General features: G+C 59.5%; 15 protein-coding genes. 5 read left to right on the top strand and 10 right to left on the bottom strand.

Annotated features, from left to right (window positions below):
* Nucleotides 1–29 precede the first annotated feature (29 nt).
* Nucleotides 30–596: a YSC84-related protein gene (locus tag Q0802_RS11775; protein WP_298918222.1), complete on the top strand. Its 567-nt coding sequence runs from the start codon at nt 30–32 to the stop codon at nt 594–596.
* Between the two features lie 51 nt (nt 597–647).
* Here Q0802_RS11775 and Q0802_RS11770 read toward each other — a convergent pair whose 3' ends face one another.
* The gene (locus Q0802_RS11770) at nt 648–1520 is read right to left on the bottom strand and encodes an NAD(P)-dependent oxidoreductase (RefSeq protein WP_298918219.1); all 873 of its coding nucleotides are present in this window, start codon (nt 1518–1520) and stop codon (nt 648–650) included.
* Nucleotides 1521–1622: 102 nt separating this feature from the next.
* Here Q0802_RS11770 and Q0802_RS11765 point away from each other — a divergent pair, with 102 nt between their 5' ends.
* Together Q0802_RS11765 and Q0802_RS11760 are read left to right on the top strand one after the other, a co-directional pair.
* Nucleotides 1623–4088, top strand: coding sequence for a penicillin acylase family protein (locus Q0802_RS11765; RefSeq protein ID WP_298918217.1), 2466 nt, complete (start codon nt 1623–1625; stop codon nt 4086–4088).
* A 7-nt stretch (nt 4089–4095) separates the two neighbouring features.
* Complete coding sequence (locus tag Q0802_RS11760) at nt 4096–4659, top strand: pseudouridine synthase (RefSeq protein ID WP_298918214.1); 564 nt, start codon at nt 4096–4098, stop codon at nt 4657–4659.
* 3 nt (nt 4660–4662) lie between these two features.
* Here the strand turns inward: Q0802_RS11760 and hflX are convergent, their stop codons facing one another.
* The 4 genes from hflX to trkA all read right to left on the bottom strand — a co-directional run bounded on the left by hflX (nt 4663) and on the right by trkA (nt 9260).
* Entirely contained in the window at nt 4663–5961 is a 1299-nt protein-coding gene (hflX, locus tag Q0802_RS11755; RefSeq protein ID WP_298918211.1) for a GTPase HflX, read from the bottom strand.
* The gene (gene hfq / locus Q0802_RS11750) at nt 5958–6197 is read right to left on the bottom strand and encodes an RNA chaperone Hfq (protein WP_007119530.1); all 240 of its coding nucleotides are present in this window, start codon (nt 6195–6197) and stop codon (nt 5958–5960) included. The genes hflX and hfq overlap by 4 nt, the downstream gene beginning before the upstream one ends.
* Nucleotides 6198–6326: 129 nt before the next feature.
* Nucleotides 6327–7880, bottom strand: a complete 1554-nt coding sequence (locus tag Q0802_RS11745; RefSeq protein ID WP_298918208.1) for a potassium transporter TrkG — start codon at nt 7878–7880, stop codon at nt 6327–6329.
* 3 nt (nt 7881–7883) lie between these two features.
* A complete protein-coding gene (trkA, locus tag Q0802_RS11740) occupies nt 7884–9260 on the bottom strand; it encodes a Trk system potassium transporter TrkA (RefSeq protein WP_298918205.1) in 1377 nt (458 codons plus the stop codon).
* Nucleotides 9261–9363: 103 nt separating this feature from the next.
* Between trkA and Q0802_RS11735 the strand changes: the two genes are divergently transcribed.
* Nucleotides 9364–9846 (top strand): hypothetical protein, encoded by a 483-nt coding sequence (locus Q0802_RS11735; protein WP_298918202.1) that lies wholly within the window; start codon nt 9364–9366, stop codon nt 9844–9846.
* An 84-nt stretch (nt 9847–9930) separates the two neighbouring features.
* A complete protein-coding gene (locus Q0802_RS11730; protein ID WP_366523318.1) occupies nt 9931–10926 on the top strand; it encodes a nuclear transport factor 2 family protein in 996 nt (331 codons plus the stop codon).
* A 4-nt stretch (nt 10927–10930) separates the two neighbouring features.
* Here the strand turns inward: Q0802_RS11730 and Q0802_RS11725 are convergent, their stop codons facing one another.
* From Q0802_RS11725 to dusB, 5 genes are all read right to left on the bottom strand, one after another.
* Nucleotides 10931–12343 carry a sigma-54 dependent transcriptional regulator gene (locus Q0802_RS11725; RefSeq protein ID WP_298918197.1) on the bottom strand — a complete coding sequence of 471 codons (1413 nt, stop codon included), beginning with the start codon at nt 12341–12343 and terminating at the stop codon, nt 10931–10933.
* Nucleotides 12344–12346: 3 nt separating this feature from the next.
* Nucleotides 12347–14593 (bottom strand): PAS domain-containing sensor histidine kinase, encoded by a 2247-nt coding sequence (locus Q0802_RS11720; RefSeq protein WP_298918194.1) that lies wholly within the window; start codon nt 14591–14593, stop codon nt 12347–12349.
* Between the two features lie 101 nt (nt 14594–14694).
* Nucleotides 14695–16059, bottom strand: a complete 1365-nt coding sequence (locus Q0802_RS11715) for a sigma-54 dependent transcriptional regulator (RefSeq protein ID WP_298918191.1) — start codon at nt 16057–16059, stop codon at nt 14695–14697.
* Between the two features lie 23 nt (nt 16060–16082).
* The gene (locus Q0802_RS11710) at nt 16083–17150 is read right to left on the bottom strand and encodes an ATP-binding protein (RefSeq protein WP_298918189.1); all 1068 of its coding nucleotides are present in this window, start codon (nt 17148–17150) and stop codon (nt 16083–16085) included.
* Nucleotides 17147–18130, bottom strand: a complete 984-nt coding sequence (gene dusB, locus Q0802_RS11705; protein ID WP_298918186.1) for a tRNA dihydrouridine synthase DusB — start codon at nt 18128–18130, stop codon at nt 17147–17149. The genes Q0802_RS11710 and dusB overlap by 4 nt, the downstream gene beginning before the upstream one ends.
* Between the last annotated feature and the right edge of the window lie 52 nt (nt 18131–18182).

The raw sequence follows: 18182 nt of genomic DNA, 5'->3' as shown, positions 1-18182 counted from the left end.
ATTCGAGCAACAAATTACAGGCGGATAGCATGAAAACTTCAGGACTCTCACGCAGAGTGTTCACTTTTGGCGCGTTGGCAGGCGTGTCTGTTACAGCAGCCTGCGGCAACGGTATCGGGTCCCAGGGGGCCGCAACCATTGACGCGCGCGTCGACTCCACACTCCAGGAAATGTATCGCAGTTTCCCCAACACACGGAACCTCGCTGACAAGGCCAATGGCATGCTGGTCATGCCGCTTGTCACCGAAGCCGGTTTCGGCTTTGGCGGCGCTTACGGGCGTGGGGCGTTGCGGGTCAATGACGTGACGGTGGATTACTACTCGACCACGCAGCTTTCGGGTGGGTTTCAGATTGGCGGGCAGCAGTATTCCCACGTTCTGTTCTTCATGACCGAAGAGGCGCTGACAAATTTCCGCCGCTCTCCCGGCTGGGCCGTGGGAGGGGATGTCGAATATGTCATCTCTGATCAGGGGGATGGTTTGAAAGCGGATTCGACCACAACCCTGTCGCCGGTACTGGCCGCCGTTTTTGGCCGCGCGGGCCTGCTGGTTGGCGCCACGCTTCAGGGAACGAAGTATTCGCGTATCATTCCCTGAACGGAAAACGCCCCGATTGCGGTCGGGGCGTCAGGTTCTTCAAGGTGGCGCTTAACCCAGCGCCTGCAGCCTTTTGAACAGGCTGGACGTATCCCAGCGCCCGCCGCCCATTTTCTGGACGTCCTTGTAGAACTGATCCACAAGGGCGGTAACCGGCAGGCTAGCACCTGTTTCATCAGCCGTAGACAGGCAAATCCCCAAATCCTTGCGCATCCAGTCGGTAGCAAACCCGTGGTCGAAATGGTCGTCCAGCATGGTTTCATAGCGGTTGGACATCTGCCAGCTGCCTGCCGCCCCCTGACTGATCACCTCAACCACCGCGCGCCCATCGAGACCGGCTTTTTCGGCGAAATGCAACGCTTCGCTGAGCCCCTGTACCAGGCCCGCAATCGCGATCTGGTTGCACATCTTGGTCATCTGACCTGCGCCGCTCTCGCCGATACGACGGCAGATCTTTGAGTAGATTTCCATGACCGGCAATGCGCGGTCGTACGCGCCCTCATCGCCGCCACACATGATGGAAAGCGCTGCGTTCTCAGCACCGGCCTGCCCACCCGAGATCGGCGCATCGACAAAACTCACCTGTTTTTCATTGGTCGCGGCGTAAAGCTCCCGCGTCACCGCTGCCGAAACCGTGGTGTGATCCACAAAAACCGCCCCTGACGCCATCCCGGCAAAGGCACCATCTTCACCCAGACAAACCGACCTCAGATCATCGTCATTGCCCACACAGGCCATGACGAATTCAGCGCCCTCCGCCGCGTCCCGGGGCGTTTTGGCCATGGCCCCGCCATGGGCGGCAACCCAATCTTCGGATTTCCTCTGGGTGCGATTGTAAACCGTCACGTCGTGGCCTGCCTTTTGCAAATGCCCGGCCATCGGGCCTCCCATGACGCCGAGTCCTAAAAATGCCAGCTTGGCCATAAAATTAACCTTCCCTATTACGTGTTGATTTACGCTTCTGTCCTACCTAACAGTCAAATCCCAAGGGTCAACCAAACGACCCGAAACAATCACGAGGCGCAGATGGGTCGGGTCTTCATATGGCTGATGCGAATTGCCGGGGCACTGGTGACCCTGGTCGTGCTGGGTGTCGGGATGGTTTACTACCTCGCGTCGCGGTCCCTGCCTGATTATGACAAGGTGCTGGAACTGCCCTATCTGACGGCCCCCGTCGAGATCGTGCGCGACAATGCCAATGTGCCGCACATCTTCGGCGAGGCGGATCTGGATGTCTTCTATGCGCTGGGGTACGCGCACGCACAGGACCGGCTGTGGCAGATGACCATGCTGCGGCGCACAGCCCAGGGTCGGCTGTCGGAAGTCTTCGGGGCGGCGACCGTCAACATTGATAAACTGCTGCGCAGGCTGGATATCTATGCGCGCGCCGTCGCCTCGGTTGAGGTGCAGGACGAAGAGACCCTGCAAATCCTGCGCGCCTATGCCACCGGTGTGAACGCGCGGCTGGATGAAATCAATACTTCCGCACTGGGGCGCGGTGCACCGGAGATGTTCGTTTTCAACGCGCCGGTATCGGCGTGGCGGCCCGCCGATTCACTGGCCATCATCAAGCTGATGGGGCTGCAACTCTCCAGCCATCTGGACGCCGAGGTGTTGCGCGCGCGTATTTCGCTGGCCCTGCCAAATGCCAACCGTCTCAAGGACATTCTGCCTGATACGCCGGGAAGCGGTGTGGCGGCCCTGCCCGAATATGCGCAACTGGTGCCCGGTGTGCCCCGATTTGCCGCAACCCAGCCCCACGATGCGCACCCACTCTCTCCTTTCAAGCGCAAGCCTTTTGCGGGCGCATCAAACGTCTGGGCTGCGGCCCCGTCACGCTCCGCCTCCGGGGGCACTTTGCTCGCCAATGATCCGCATCTTGGGTTCACAGCCCCGGCCATCTGGTATCTGGCGCGACTTGAATTGCAGTCAGGCGGCATCATCGGCGCTACCATTCCCGGCATGCCCCTGGTTCTGAGCGGGCGCAGCGCCGATCTCGGCTGGGGGCTGACCTCGGCAGGTATGGACGATCAGGATGTTTATATCGAAGAGGTCAACCCCGACAATCCGGAAGAATACCGCACACCGGATGGGTTCAAACGCTTTGAGACACGCGGCTCGATCATCAACATCAAGGATGCCACGCCCATCACTATCACCCTGCGCTGGACGGACAACGGGCCGGTTCTGCCGGGAACCCATTACAACCTCGCAAGCATCACACCCAAGGGTCATGTGGCGTCTCTGGCCTGGACGGTTCTGAGCCCGAAAGACACCACGATGATGGCGGCCCTCAGGCTGATGAAATCAAAGTCGGTCCGTGACGGCTTGCAGGCGATCGAAGGCTTTGTGGCCCCTGCACAGAACCTGATGCTTGTGGACAATGACGAAATTGCGATGAAGATGATTGGCGCGATGCCCCGCCGGGACGCGCGCCATCAAAGCCAGGGACGCTTGCCCAGCCCCGGATGGATCGAGGCCAACCGCTGGCAGGGGCGCCTGCCCTACGCCTCAAATCCGGAGTTCATCGCGCCGAACGGCGGTATCCTTGGCAACACCAACAACAAGACCGTGGATCGCCCGTTTCCGAACCATGTGTCTTTCGACTGGAGCGATACGCAGCGCATTCAACGCTGGCAGCGCCTGATGCAGGCCCGTGAGGTTCATACCCGCGACAGTTTCATTGAGGCGCAGCTTGATACCGTCAGCTTTACCGCCCGGTCCCTCCTGCCGTTGATCGGGGCGGAATTGTGGTTCACCGGCGAGGCGGCCCCAGAGGGCACGCCCCTGCGCCAGAGGCAACGCGCGCTGACACTTCTGGCCGGCTGGTCCGGCGAGATGAACGAACACATGCCCGAACCGCTGATTTACGCGGCCTGGTTGCGCAGTCTTCAGGCGCGGATGATCCAGGATGAGCTTGGCCCGCTGGCCAGCGAGCTGACCCATGTCGAGCCGCTTTTCATTGAACGCGCGTTTCGGGACGTGGATGGCGCGTCGATCTGGTGCGATGTCATCCAATCCGCCCCGGTAGAGACCTGTTCCGACATGGCGCGATTGGCGCTGGATGACGCGCTGATCTGGGTCGAGGAAACATGGGGACCGGCACTGGAATCCCTGCGATGGGGGGACGCGCATCAGGCCACACATGATCACCCGGTTCTAGGGGAGGTTCCGCTCTTGCGGTATTTCGTGAATATCCGGCAATCCACCAACGGGGGGGACAATACCTTGCAACGGGGTCTGACGGCAGGTTCCGGCCCGGACCCTTTCCACAATGTGCACGGCGCGGCTTACCGCGGGGTTTATGACTTTGCCGACCCCGACAGTTCGGTTTTTATAACGTCAACCGGGCAGTCGGGGCATTTCCTGTCGCGGCATTATGATGACATGGCGCAACTCTGGCGGCGCGGAGAATATATTCCGATGTCGCTGGATGAAGATCTGGCGCGCGCCGCCGCGGTTGGCGTGACCGTTCTGAAACCGGTGCAGTAGCCAACCCATGACGCGGGTCATTCTCTTTCACAAACCTTTCGGCGTACTGTCGCAATTCACCGACAAAGGGACAGAAGGCTCACCGCGCCCGACGCTGTCTGGTTTCATCGATGCGCCGGGCTTCTACCCCGCCGGGCGGCTGGACAAAGACAGCGAGGGGCTGATGCTGTTGACTGATAATGGCTGGTTGCAGGCGCGTATTACCGACCCCATACATAAGATGCCCAAGACCTATCTGGTTCAGGTCGAGGGGACCCCGGACGCCTTTGCGCTGACACAATTGCAGCGCGGGGTGATCTTGAAGGACGGGCCCACGAAGCCAGCTGAGATCGCGCAGATCGACACCCCTGATCCGCTGTGGCCGCGCGTCCCGCCGGTGCGGTTTCGCAAGACAGTGCCCGATGCCTGGTTAAGGATCACCATACGGGAAGGTCGCAACCGTCAGGTACGACGCATGACGGCTCATGTGGGATTGCCCTGCCTGCGCCTGATCAGAGTGCAGATCGGCCAATGGCGATTGAACGACCTGGCACCCGGGACCTGGCGCTACGCCAGTTCCGACGGCCTGTGACCCTCAAAGCCGCTGGTATTGCGCTTCCTGCTGAGCCGTCCAGCGCACGGTAATTTCAAACCCTTCGTCGGTCTGCCGCTCATTCTCGACAAGCTCCTGCGCGAACAGCCATGCCCGTTTTTTGCCTTCCGCAAAGCTCAATGACAGATCGACCGCACGTTTTGCCCCCTGCACCTGATCGGTCACCGCAGCCAGCAGCGCATCAATGCCCTCGCCCGTCAAAGCCGAGATGGCAAACACCCGATCATCGCGGTCAGCCCGTGCCCGCATCGCGTCGGCGGCATCGGTCGGCATCAGGTCCAGCTTGTTCCAGACCTCGAAACTCGGGCGATCTTCTTCGACCCCAAGAGAGGTCATGATGTGCTCAACGTCCTGCGCCTGTTCTTCGGTTTCGGGGTGCGAGATATCCCGCACGTGGCAGATCACATCAGCCGCCAGCACCTCTTCCAGCGTGGCCCGGAAAGCCGCGACCAGTTCGGTGGGCAGATCGGAAATGAAACCAACCGTATCGGACAGGATCACTTCCGGCCCGTCGGGCAATTGCACCCGGCGCATGGTCGGATCGAGCGTGGCAAAAAGCATATCCTTGGCCATCACTTCCGCCCCGGTGAGCCGATTGAACAGGGTCGATTTCCCCGCGTTGGTATAACCCACAAGCGCCACGATCGGGTAAGGCACCTTGGCACGGGCCGCCCGGTGCAACGCGCGCGTTTTCACAACCTTTTCAAGCTGCCGACGCAGCCGGGTCAGCTGATCGTCAATGGCGCGCCGGTCCGCCTCGATCTGTGTCTCGCCGGGACCGCCAACAAATCCCAAGCCACCCCGTTGCCGTTCCAGATGGGTCCAGGCGCGCACCAGACGTGTGCGCTGATAGCTGAGCGCGGCCATTTCCACCTGTAACACACCCTCACGGGTAGCAGCCCGGTCACTGAAAATCTCCAGAATGAGTCCGGTGCGGTCGAGCAATTTGACGCCCCAGGCCTTTTCAAGGTTGCGCTGTTGTACCGGGCTGACCGGACCATCAACCAGAACCAGTTCGATCTCGCGGTCTTCGAGCGCCTGTTTGATCTGAGCAATCTTGCCGGACCCAAAGAGCATACCCGCCCGGACCGTCTTGAGCGGAACAATCTCGCCACCGACAACCTCCAGCTCGGGCAAGGCGCGCGCAAGAGCCATAGCCTCGGCCAGGGCGTGATCAGCGAGGCGACGTTCGGGGTCGGATTTGATGTCGGGATGCAGGACCCACGCGCGGGTCACCCGCGAGGCGTCGTCATTCTCGATTTGAAATGGCGCTTTGCTCAAGAAGCGTCTTCGCCCTCATAAAGGCTGATCGGCTGGCTGGGCATGATGGTCGAAATGGCATGTTTATAGACAAGCTGGGACTGCCCGTCGCGACGCAGCAGCACACAGAAATTGTCGAACCACGTGATGACCCCTTGCAGTTTCACCCCATTGATCAGGAAAATTGTCACAGGAACTTTTGTCTTGCGCACATGATTCAGGAACGCATCCTGAAGGTTCTGTCTGTCCGACGCCATTCTAGCACTCGCCTTTTTTCTTGCTGGAGCCCGCGGACCGAGCCCACCCCTCGCACCGATTATGAAGCGCGCGCACGAGAGATTCCACCCCAAAAAACAGTCCGTTACGGACCTAAAAATCTCAGATGATTATGCGCGCCACAAATCCGGCGTCAACAGGGCGATTATCGCAAGCGTTTCCAAACGCCCTAAAACCATCGCAGCGCAGAAAACCGCCTTGGCAAAGGGGTCCAGTTGAACCAGCTGGATCGGCGTATCGGCCGCAAAGGTGATCAAAGGTCCGGTGGTGGATAATCCGGCGATGCTCAGAACCAACGCGTCCTCGAATGAGACGCCCTGCAAGGCCAGTGTGACGGTGATGACAGCCAGAGTGAGGGCAAAGAGCATGAAAAAAATCCACGCAATGAATGCGCCGTTCTTCTGCAACCTGCGGCTTTGTCCGCCGGCGCTACTGACGGACGAGGGATGCACCAGCCGCTCCATTTCGCGCAACCCGTTGAGGTAAAGCGCAAAAACACGCAAAAGCTTGACCCCTCCGGCGGTTGTTGCCACGCCGCCGCCGATCAAGGCCAACCCCATCAGAATAAGGCCCGGCGTCTCAAGGCCAGACCATGCCTGGGTTTGCGCCCAGTCAGAACTCACAAAGCCGGTTGTGGTCAGAAATGACATCACCGTAAACACCGAACCCCAGAGCGCATTGGCTGCCTGCCCCACCTGGCTCTCGGCTGAAACATCAAGTGCCCCCAGCCAATGGCGTATAAAGAGGATCAGGGGCACGCCAAGAACGAGCACGATGCCAAGCCGAAACTCCGGGTCCGTGCGCAAGCCACCTTGCGTTGCGGTCACCGTGTCGGATGAAAACGTCAGTCGCGAAAGCGCGAAAAACATGAAGAGCAGCATCAGGGCCTCGCCGGTGATGCCAGATGTGCTGAATTCCACGCCGCCCACAGGTGAAATGCCCGACGTGGCCATGATCGACATGGCGTGGCTCAGGCCCACCAGCGATGTATCGCCACTGATCATCAGCAAGATCCACAAAAGCAGCGTGAGGCCAACGTAGATCGGCATCAGCGCGGTTGCGACACGCAGAAGCCGTTCGCGCGGGTCCGCACGGTCGATCAGGCTGGACAGCGCTTCGCGTTGCCCGGGCTCCGCCTGAGCCGTCACTTCGAACCCACCCAGATTGAGCGGCGCCAGAATGGCGGAGGCTGCGATCCACATGATCGCGCCACCCATCCAACCAACCTGTGCCCGCCACAAATGCAGCGTGCTATCGAGCCGTTCAGGGTCGTCGAACATGGTGGCGCCCGTGGTTGTCAACGCGCTGACCATCTCCACATAGGCATTCAGAAAAGTCGTGGTCTTCAGGCTTTCAAAAAAGGGAATTGCCAGAAACGCCGGGAGAAAAACAAATGTCGCAAAAAGCGACAACAGCGACCCCAGCACGCCATACCGTGATCTGCGCCCCGCCTGGGCAATGGCCACAAAGACGAAAAACGTGATCCCAAGCAATCCGCAATAGAAAAACATGCGGGCGGTTTCAAGATTACGGGAGGCGCCGCCATGGATCGCAGGGACCAGCATCGCCACGGAGGCCACACCAAAAATCAGCAGGAAAAGTGGTAAATCCAGAAGCTGGCGAAAAGCGCCCTGCCGTTTGCGGGAGTTCAGTGCGCGTCCCATGGATCAGAAGAAATCGATGGAGACCTGCATCAGCCGCTCCACCTCCGGGACATCCTCCGCCAGCGCAAAGATCGCAATCACATCACCTTCGTCGATCCGCGTGCTGCCCATGGGGCGGATAACCTCTTCCCCCTTGCGCACCGCACCGACAAGCACGCCTTCGGGAAAATCGATCTCGGAGATCCGTTTGCCCGCCAGAGGAGAGGTCGAGAGCACCTCTGCCTCGATCACCTCAGCTTCCGCATCGCCAATGGAATAAACCGCGCGGACCCGTCCGTGACGAATATGCCGCAGGATCGAGCTCACCGTTGTGGCGCGCGGGTTGATGTAGGCGTCGATGCCCAGCGGGATCATCAGCGGCACAAGCGTCGGATCATTGATCAATGCGATGGTATAGGGGCAGCCTTCGGCTTTGGCGCGCACGCAGGCCAGCATGTTGGTTTTGTCATCGTCAGTGATCGCCAGCATCGCGTCGGCGCGCGAAATTCCGGCTTCAGCCAGCAGCGCCGCATCCAGACCATCGCCGTTCAGTACAATCGTGCGTTCCAGCGCTTCGGCGGCCTTTTCTGCGCAGATGCGGTTTTTCTCGATCACCTTGGCCCGGACGCGCTTGGCGCGCGCTTCGAGCGTCTGGGCCACAGCCAGCCCGACATTGCCACCACCCACCAGAACGACCCGGTCCTGCTTTGCGACTTTCTTGCCAAAAATTTCCAGCGTGCGCGGAATATCGTTGGCATGAGAGAAGACGTAGCATTCGTCGCCGACGAAAATCTGGTCATTGGCGTCGGGCGCAAACAGCGAGCCGTCCCGCCGGACCGCGACAACCGTGGCCCGCAATGTTGAAAAGAGATCGGTCAGTTGACGCAGGGGCGTGTTGACGACCGGGCATTCCTCTTCGATGGAAATACCCATCAGATGCGCCTGGCCGTTCATGAAGGTTTCCGTGTCGAATGCAGCAGGTGCCGACAGACGTTGCAGGGCGGCAGCGGCCACTTCCTTTTCAGGGCTGATCACCACGTCGATCGGCATGTGGTTGCGGCGGTAAAGATCGGAATAAATCGCGTTGAGGTAGGATTGACTGCGCAGGCGGGCGATCTTTCGATTGATCCCGAAGACCGAATGCGCCACCTGACAGGTGACCATATTGACCTCATCGGAATGGGTCGCGGCGATAATCATCTCAGCGTCCCGCGCCCCGGCCCTGTCCAGCACGTCCGGGTAGCTTGCAAAACCCGCAATCCCCTGCACGTCCAGCGTATCTGTCGCACGGCGTACCAGGTCGGGATTATTGTCTACAACCGTGACATCATTGCGTTCGCCCGAAAGATGGCGCGCGATTTGCCACCCAACCTGCCCGGCGCCACAGATGATCACTTTCATGCGCTTTGCGTCCTTCGACCTTTTCGCGGTCTTCTGAATGGCAGATGGTCCATGGGGGGTCAATTCAATTGTCCTGCGCGCAAAATCAGGGCAGATTGGTCCCATGAGGAAATTCCATATCCGATCTGCCCTTTTGCTGGGCCTGCTTGTGCTTGTCAGCTGCGCGCCCCTGACGATCTATCATCGCGAAGGTGTTGCGGTCACACGAATGCAGTCTGATCTTTTATCTTGTGAAATCAAATCTCTGAAGGACGTTCCCGTAGCAAATCAGATCCGGCGTGATCCGCCCAGATATATTCCCGGGCGACGGTACTGCAATGCCGAAGGACATTGCTACAACCGGGGCGGTTACTATGTTCCCGGTGACGTCTACACGGTCGATGTCAATGCCAGCCTGCGGGGTCGCGCGGAGCAACAATGCATGGCTGAAAAGGGATTTGCCCGCGTGACCGTGCCCAATTGCCCTGCCAATATCTCGAACGCCGCCCCTCAGGGTGCCACGGCAGTATTGCCGCGACTGTCGTCGCGCAGCTGTGCGATCCGCAACAACGACAAAACCTGGCAGATTGTGACCCAAGCACGATAGGTTGGTCGCTTTTGGGCTGGAAACCCCTACGCGAGCTTTCTAATCCTTCGCCATATGAATATTTCGAATCCCCCCGCAGACACAGTGCAATCCGTAAAATCCGTGGTGCAATCCCATTATGCCGCGATGACACAAGCGACCGCCGGGAATGTCGCTGACATTCTGGGCCAATCGCATGCTGCAAACTGTCATTGGTACGGGATGCACCCTTTTCACGAACAATGCGGACCCGCGGCTATTGCAGAGGCGTTCTGGGCGCCTTTCCTCAGCGCTTTTTCGCGTGTGCAACGGCGTGAAGACATCTTTTTTGCCGGGTTGAATGAAATCGACGGTTTCCAGGGTCACTGGACCTGCTCCATGGGCCATCTCATGGGGCTTTTTGACAGGCCCTTTCTCAACATCCCCGCAACGGGGAAAATGGCATTCCTGCGGTACGCTGAGTTCAACAAGGTCGAGAACGGGCGCATTACCAGATCGGCGCTGTTCGTTGATCTGTTGCATTTGATGCTGCAGGCGGGTCTCAACCCGCTTCGGGCCGCTCAGACCGGCGTCCATGTGGTGCAACCGGGGCCGATGACCCACGACGGGATCGTGGCATCCGGTCAACCACAAACGGAAACCGACAAGACGCTTGCCCTGATCAATCAATTGATCGGCTCGATTGATCACGCCAATGCGGCGGAAAAACCTCCCACCCCGCATGATGAGCTGGCGAGTGACTGGACCGATGACATGATCTGGTGGGGGCCCGCCGGAATCGGCGCCACCTACACAATTGATCGCTACATTGATCAGCATCAGGGGCCGTTTCGCAACGGTCTGTCGGGGCGGGCTTTCAATGGCCATTTGTGCCGCATGAGCGAGGGGCACTATGGCGGTTTCTTCGGCTGGCCCAATCTGACACTGACCAACACCAACGGTTTCATGGGCATCCCAGCGAATGATGTTCGCGCCGATATGCGCGTCGTGGATGTCTATCGCCGCTCAGGGGACAAACTGGCGGAAAACTGGATTTTCATCGACATGCTGCATTTCCTGAAGATGCAAGGTGTTGATATTCTAGCGGAAATTGCGCCGTAACCGGCTATTCCGCCGCATCGGCCTCTTCGTCCACATGGGCAACGCGCGTTCCGGATTTGGCCGATGTCACGACCCCCAGCGACTTCAGTTTGCGGTGCAGGGCCGACCGTTCCATCCCCACGAAATTCGCCGTTCGTGAAATATTGCCGCCAAACCGGTTGATCTGTGTCAGCAGATATTCCCGCTCGAAAGCTTCGCGGGCTTCGCGCAGGGCGAGCGTGGCGAGCGCCCCGGAAAGCACGACACGGCTGTCGTCATTATTGCCTTCATCGACACCCGGAAGTTCGCGCGCCTCAATGGGTCCGGTACCATCCCCGAGGATCAATACCCGCTCAATCAGGTTCTTGAGCTGACGCACATTCCCCGGCCAGACCATTGTCTGCATCAAGGCAATGGCGTCATCGCTGAGCGTGCGCAGCGGCAGGCCCTGAACCGTGTTCATCTCGGAAATGAAGTGTTCTGCCAGCGCCGGGATATCCTCGCGACGCTCCTCCAGCGACGGGACGGCAATCGGTACCACGTTGAGCCGGTGATAAAGCTCTTCGCGGAAGGTGCCTGCGGCAATCGCCTGCTCCAGATCGCGGTTGGTCGAGGAAATGACACGCAAATCCACGCGCACCTTGTCATTGCCGCCAACGCGCTGGAATTGCTGGTCTACCAGCACCCTGAGTATCTTGGATTGTGACCCGATCGGCATATCGGCCACTTCATCGAAATAGATGACGCCGCCATGCGCCTCCTCCAGAAGGCCCGGCTCTACCCCCCGCTCCGGAGTCTCCTTGCCAAACAGCACTTCTTCCATGCGTTCCGGTTCCACACCAGCACAATTTACAGTGACAAAGGGCGCAGAGGCCCGGTTTGAATTGGCATGGATGTAGCGCGCCGCGACTTCCTTGCCACAGCCCGCAGGGCCCGTCAGCATCACCCGACCGTTGGATTTCGTCACCTTGTCGAGCTGACCGACAACCGTGCGGAAAGAGGCGGATGTCCCGATCATTTCCGATTTCGTGACATCGCGCCGCCGCAGGCTTTGGTTCTCGCGCCGCAGTCGCGAAGTTTCCATGGCCCGTCGGATGACCACAAGCAATTGGTCAATATTGAAGGGCTTTTCGATGAAATCATAAGCGCCCTGCTTGATCGCTGCGACAGCGATTTCGATATTGCCGTGGCCGGAAATGATCACCACCGGGACATCCGGATTGTCCTGTTTCACGGTCTTGAGAATATCGATCCCGTCCATGCGGCTGTCCTTCAGCCAGATGTCGAGAATGATCAGAGCGGGGGCTTCGGCGTTAATCGCCGCCATGGCATCGTCCGAATTACCGGCAAGCCGCGTGGCGTAGCCTTCATCCTTCAGAATGTCCGAGATCAACTCCCGGATGTCACGTTCATCATCTACAATGAGAATATCGCTCATAGCTCAAGTTCCTTCCTGGGCGAGGGACGGGTCTGTGGTGACAGGGCTACAGGGCAGCGAAATCACCGCCATGGCCCCTGAATGGGTTTGGCCTTCAAAGACCGGTGCGTCTTCGAGAGAGAGGCTGCCGCCGTGCTCTTCAATGATCTTCTTGACGATGGGCAGGCCCAAACCGGTGCCTTCGCTGCGCGTTGTCACATAGGGTTCAAACAAGCGCGCCCGGTCTTCCGGCAACCCGATACCATTGTCCGCAATCGAGATCCGTGCACGCGATCCAGCGACCGTAAGCTGCACGTCGATTTGAGGTGAATGATCTTCTGGCGCACCTTTTTCCTTTAGCGACTCAATGGCTTCCCCGGCGTTCTTGATCAGATTTGTCAGGGCCTGGCTGATCATCGTGGCATCCAGATCCGCGGTAATCTCGCTGTCCGGCAAATCGGCTCTGATGGACACATCCGGCTGACCGGTCTGCTGCAACAGGACCGCATCCCGCACCAGGTCAGTCAGATTCAGCGCCGTACGTTCGGGTTCCGGCATGCGGGCAAATTTTGAGAATTCATCCACGATACGGCGTAAATCTCCGGTCTGGCGCACGATGACATCAGTCATCTGCTCAAGTGTTTCACTCTCATCGCCGACTTTGGGAGAGAACTTGCGTTTGATGCGCTCGGCCGAAAGCTGGATCGGCGTGAGCGGGTTCTTGATCTCATGGGCGATGCGGCGGGCGACGTCCCCCCAAGCGGCCATGCGCTGTGCGCTGACCAGATCCGTCACATCATCAAAGGCGACAACATAGCCCTCCAATGTGCCGTCCTGAGATCGCCGCGTCGCCATGCGCACCAGCAGATTTTCCAGGCGACGTTGCCTGGACACCTTGACCTCACCCTGCGCGACCTCGTTGCGTGATCGCACGATTTCTTCGAAAAGCGGTCCAAATTCAGGAACAGCGACCTTGATGGCCAGTGATTCCTGCCCGCCTTGCCAGTCCAGCAATCTCTCGGCGGACTTATTGACAAATGTCACCCTGCCCTGCGGATCCAGCCCCACGACGCCGGAGGTGACGGAACTCAGAACCGAATCAAACAACCGGCGGCGGCGTTCGATCTGCTGGGTATTTTCCACCAGCGTGTCCCGTTGGGCTTTAAGCTGGCGTGTCATTTGGTTGAAATAGCGCCCTAGCATGGCGATTTCATCGTCGCCCTCGCCTTCGCGCACCTGAACGTTCAGATCCCCGGCCCCAACCTGCTGCGCCGCACCGGTCAGACGCCCCACCGGCCCCGAGAGCCGCTCGGCGAACCACAGACCCAACCAGATTGCCGCGAGGATCAGGATGAGAGCGAAAGCAAGATACAACAGACCGAACTCAAAGAGCAGTCGCCCGCGTTCGCTTTCCAGTTGCTGGTAGAGACGTACGGTTTCCTGTGTTTCATCAAGCAGCGACAGAATCTCGCCATCGACATCCCGGCTAACGAAAAGAAAACGGTCCACGAATGCCGACAATCGCACCAACGCACGGAACTCATTATTGCCCCAATCCTCGATGATCACGACGTCCTGGCTATCGGCATCGCGCATCTGTGCTTCTGTTGGTGGCTCATAGTCAAAGAGGTAGGAGCGATCCCCCCGCGCCCGGATTTCTCTTGTCCCATCAATAAGGTAGGCCTCACGAAGCCCACGTTGGATTTGCCGCTGACCTTCGCTCAGCAGTTCGCTGTCGGATATCAGAACACCGGAACGGCGGGCCTGATCGATGCTGCTGGCCAGAACCCGCGCGTCTTCGGAAAGATCAAGACGCTGTTCCGCCTCATAGGCCTGAGCCGCGGCCAGCGAATTGCCGACCACCTCACGCACACGGTCAGAAAACCAGCCTTCGAGCCCGACATTGATGGTCAGCCCTGCAAAAATAGCAACCGTCACCGTTGGGATCAGCGCAAGCAGCGCAAAAACCCCGGTCAGCCGAAGGTGCAGCCGCGATCCGGCGGACTTGGCCCGACGGGCAGCCACCAGCCGACCGACCTGCGCCAGTACCAATGCCGCGACCACCAGAATGTAGACCAGATCGGCCAGCAGGATCAGTCGCAAGCTTGGGGTGTTTCCCGCCTGACCCAACGGCCCCAATACCAGATATGTCGACAGCGTCAGCAAAGGCCCCAGCAGAACAAGGCCCAATGTCGCGGCATTGCGCACGCGCCTGATCCGGCGCAAACGCCCGAGCCGCAGCCATAGTGTCCTTTCTACACGGGGAGTCACCCGATGCCCTCACAAATGATGTGGCGCTTTCACGCCTGACCGCTCTATTTTGTGGTCCTGATCAGGGGTGTCCCCCAATGGCCACGCTTTGTGTGGCCGTTTTACATCAATTTGCGGCGGCGTGTCACCTCTATATCGAGATTTGTGATCTTCTTTCGCAGGGTATTTCGGTTAATCCCAAGCAAATCGGCGCATTTTGCCTGATTTCCGCCTGTCGCCTCAAGTGCAATCCCGATCAGCGGCGCTTCGACTTCCCGCAAGATGCGCGTGTAGAGCCCGGCGGGCGGCAACATGTTCCCGTGAAGGTCGAAATACCGCCTCAGGTGACGCTCAACCGACGCGCCGAGTTTCTCCGTGTTGCCAGCCGTGCGCATCGGTTCGAGGTCGGGCTGGGCACCCAAAACCTGTTCGACCTCGCTTGCCGAAATTTCCGGGGCGCGGCTGGTCAGCCCCAGCCGTCGGACGGCATTTTCAAGCTGCCGCACGTTTCCCGGCCAGCTGTAATTGCGAAAAATCTCGCTGGCCTGTGCTGACAGCTGTCGCGCAGCGCTGCCTGCAGCCTCGGCTTTCACGAGGAAATGCTCCGCCAGAACCGGGATGTCATCAACCCGTTCGCGCAGGGCAGGTACGGTAAGTGTCGCGCCACTGAGCCGGTAATAGAGATCCTTGCGGACCTGCCCCGCCTCCATCGCATCGTTCAGATCGGTCTGGCTGGTTGCGAGAAAACGCGGCTGATAGTCTCCCGGTGTGTCCATCATATGGACCAGCCTGGCTTGCAACTCAGCGGGCAAATCAGCGATTTCCTCGATCAAAAGCGTGCCCCCTTTGACCCGCGCCAACAAACGGGCCGGACCTTCGAGGTCGAGAAGGTCTGCGGCCGCAGCGGTGATAAACGGCAGATTGCGGCGATCAGAGAAATCATGAATGGCCCTGGCAATCAAAGATTTCCCTGTGCCAGACTCGCCCCAGATCAGCACGGGGAGATCTGTGTTCATGACCCGGGCCACAACCCTGTAGAGCGATTGCATGACAGCGGTGCGCCCGACCAGAGGCAGCTCATCCGGACGCCCGTCCGAGCTTGAGCTTGCCGCAGGGCTTTGGGGTCGCGCCTCCAGTGCACGCGCGGTTCGTTTCATCAGATCGGGCAGGTCAAAGGGCTTGGGCAGGTAGTCATAGGCTTCCGCCTCCGCAGCTTGAATCGCCGTCATGATGGTGTTTTGCGCAGAGATCACGATCACCGGCAGCCCCGGGCGATCCTCGGCGATTTTTGGCAGCATTTCCAGTCCATTACCGTCCGGCATCATCACATCGGAAATCACCACATCGCCTTTGCCCTCACCGACCCATCGCATCAGGGTGGTCAGGCTGGATGTCGCATGCACTTTGCACCCTGCTCGCGTCAGGGCCTGGGTCAGAACAGTGCGGATCGTTCTGTCGTCATCGGCGACAAGTACCGTGCCATCCATATCTTACGTCTCCTGAGTATCCGTCACGCGGCAGTTTCCGGTGCGCGTGAGAGTGAAATTCGAAAAACCGTTTTGCCGGGCACAGAGGTGACAGAAATCCACCCGTCGTGATCGGAAATGATCTTGCTGACAAGCGCCAGCCCAAGGCCGGTGCCATTCTCCCGGCCCGAGACAAAGGGATCAAAAACATCACCCTTGATGTTTTCAGGCAGTCCAGGACCGTCGTCGATGATCTCAATTTGCAGGGGCAGTGATTTGCCTGACCCATCCGACCTGCGCAGACGGAAAGAATGCTCGAAATAACTGTGCAGGCGGATGGTGCCCGCCGCCCCGCCCGACGCTTCGGAGGCGTTTTTCAACAGGTTCAGCACCACCTGCAACAGCTGGTCAGGATCGCCGAAGGCCAGCGGCAAAGAGGGATCGTAATCCTCGATGATCTTCATGTGCGCGCCGAACCCCAGCAGCGCGGAACGCCGCGCCCGGTCCAGAACATCGTGTATGTTGACCGGTTGGAAATCCGGCACGGACAAGTTGCCGAATTGCTCGACCTGCCCCAGAAGTTTGACGATCCGGCGGCTCTCCTCGACGATCAGATCGGTGAGTTCGAGATCCTCCGCGCCAAGGTTCATGCTCAGCAGTTGCGCCGCCCCGGTGATCCCGGCCAGCGGGTTCTTTATCTCATGCGCCAGCATTTCAGCCATGCCGATCGCCGACTTGGCCGCCGATTTCACCGAATGATTCTGCGTCATGCGTCCGGCGAGTTCTCGCGGTGAGATCATCAGGATCATATGCCCCGGGGTGCCGTTCAAAGGTGCAATCTGCAAATCGGATTGCATGGGCGCGCGCTGCCCGCTGCCGACATCGACGTCATTCACAAAGAGCGGTGTGCCGCTGGATCGCGCACGTTCGAAGGCGGTCTCCAGCGGATCGTTTACCGCAACCTGGTCCCATACCGGCACATCGCGCACGGATTTCGCGGAAACGTTGAGAAAGCCTTCGGCGGCGGAGTTGATGTCGACAATTTGATTGTCCGGCCCAATGATCAGGGTCGGGACCGGCAGGCTGGCCCAGATTGAGCTGTCCGAATTCATGCAGCCACCACGTCAGGCGCGGTGCAAGCGTCAGCAATCAGCGCAGAGGTTGATCGCACGTCCGGTGCCGTCAGTACCGCGCGCCGCTGATCAGCAGGCGTGCCACAGGTATCCATGTACCAGCCAAGGTGTTTTCGGGCGACCCGCAGACCAAGGGTTTCCCCGTAGAAGCGGATCATCGCCTCGTAGTGCCCCAGCACAAGATCCGCGAAATCGCGACCTTTGGGGATCACCGGCGCTCGGTGGCCAAAGAGGTCGTGGGCGATTTGTGCCAGCAACCAGGGTTTGCCCCGCGCGCCGCGCCCGACCATGACGCCATCCGCCCCCGAACGCTCCAGAGCGCGCGCAGCCGATGCGGCATCGACAATATCCCCATTTGCGATCACCGGAATTTCCACGGCGTTTTTGACATTGCGAATGGCGGCCCAATCGGCCTGACCCTTGTAGAACTGGCACCGCGTACGCCCGTGGATGGTGATCATCCGGATACCGGCGGCCTCGGCCCGGCGCGCGATATCCGGCGCATTCAGCAAGCTGTCATCCCAGCCCAATCGCGTCTTAAGTGTGACCGGAATGTTCACTGCCCTGACCACAGCCTCGATCAATGTCAGCGCGTGATCCGGCGTGCGCATCAGCGCCGAGCCGGAATAGCCCTGCGTCACCTTCTTGGCAGGACAGCCCATGTTGATGTCGATCACCTGCGCGCCCTGCCCTTCGACCATGCGGGCAGCCTCGGCCATCGGTGCCGCTTCGCGCCCGGCCAGCTGAACGGCCGTGCCAACCTCTCCCAAACCCAGCTCCGCCTTTTCCCGGCTGCCCGGGCGGGCATTCAGCATATCGTGACTGGCGACCATCTCCGAGACCACCAGCCCCGCGCCAAAGCCGGCGACCAATGACCGAAACGGCAGATCGGTGATTCCAGCCATGGGCGCCAGCAAAACGGGCGGTTTCAAATCAAACGGCAGAGCAGCGGTTGTCACTTGCTTAATCCTTGTGCACTGGGGGTAGGCTATCTATTGCCGTGCATTACCT

The organism is uncultured Roseobacter sp. (assembly GCF_947495275.1).
Lineage (GTDB): Bacteria > Pseudomonadota > Alphaproteobacteria > Rhodobacterales > Rhodobacteraceae > Roseobacter.
Note: the sequence above shows the minus strand (reverse complement) of the source record. Positions and strands in the feature narration are given on the sequence as shown.

Bases quoted from the DNA above. Each gene is read 5' to 3' on its own strand.
- Q0802_RS11775 (WP_298918222.1), top strand. From the start codon at position 30: ATGAAAACTTCAGGACTCTCACGCAGAGTGTTCACTTTTGGCGCGTTG.
- Q0802_RS11770 (WP_298918219.1), bottom strand. From the start codon at position 1,520: ATGGCCAAGCTGGCATTTTTAGGACTCGGCGTCATGGGAGGCCCGATG.
- Q0802_RS11765 (WP_298918217.1), top strand. From the start codon at position 1,623: ATGGGTCGGGTCTTCATATGGCTGATGCGAATTGCCGGGGCACTGGTG.
- Q0802_RS11760 (WP_298918214.1), top strand. From the start codon at position 4,096: ATGACGCGGGTCATTCTCTTTCACAAACCTTTCGGCGTACTGTCGCAA.
- hfq (WP_007119530.1), bottom strand. From the start codon at position 6,197: ATGGCGTCGGACAGACAGAACCTTCAGGATGCGTTCCTGAATCATGTG.
- Q0802_RS11745 (WP_298918208.1), bottom strand. From the start codon at position 7,880: ATGGGACGCGCACTGAACTCCCGCAAACGGCAGGGCGCTTTTCGCCAG.
- trkA (WP_298918205.1), bottom strand. From the start codon at position 9,260: ATGAAAGTGATCATCTGTGGCGCCGGGCAGGTTGGGTGGCAAATCGCG.
- Q0802_RS11735 (WP_298918202.1), top strand. From the start codon at position 9,364: ATGAGGAAATTCCATATCCGATCTGCCCTTTTGCTGGGCCTGCTTGTG.
- Q0802_RS11725 (WP_298918197.1), bottom strand. From the start codon at position 12,343: ATGAGCGATATTCTCATTGTAGATGATGAACGTGACATCCGGGAGTTG.
- Q0802_RS11715 (WP_298918191.1), bottom strand. From the start codon at position 16,059: ATGGATGGCACGGTACTTGTCGCCGATGACGACAGAACGATCCGCACT.
- Q0802_RS11710 (WP_298918189.1), bottom strand. From the start codon at position 17,150: ATGAATTCGGACAGCTCAATCTGGGCCAGCCTGCCGGTCCCGACCCTG.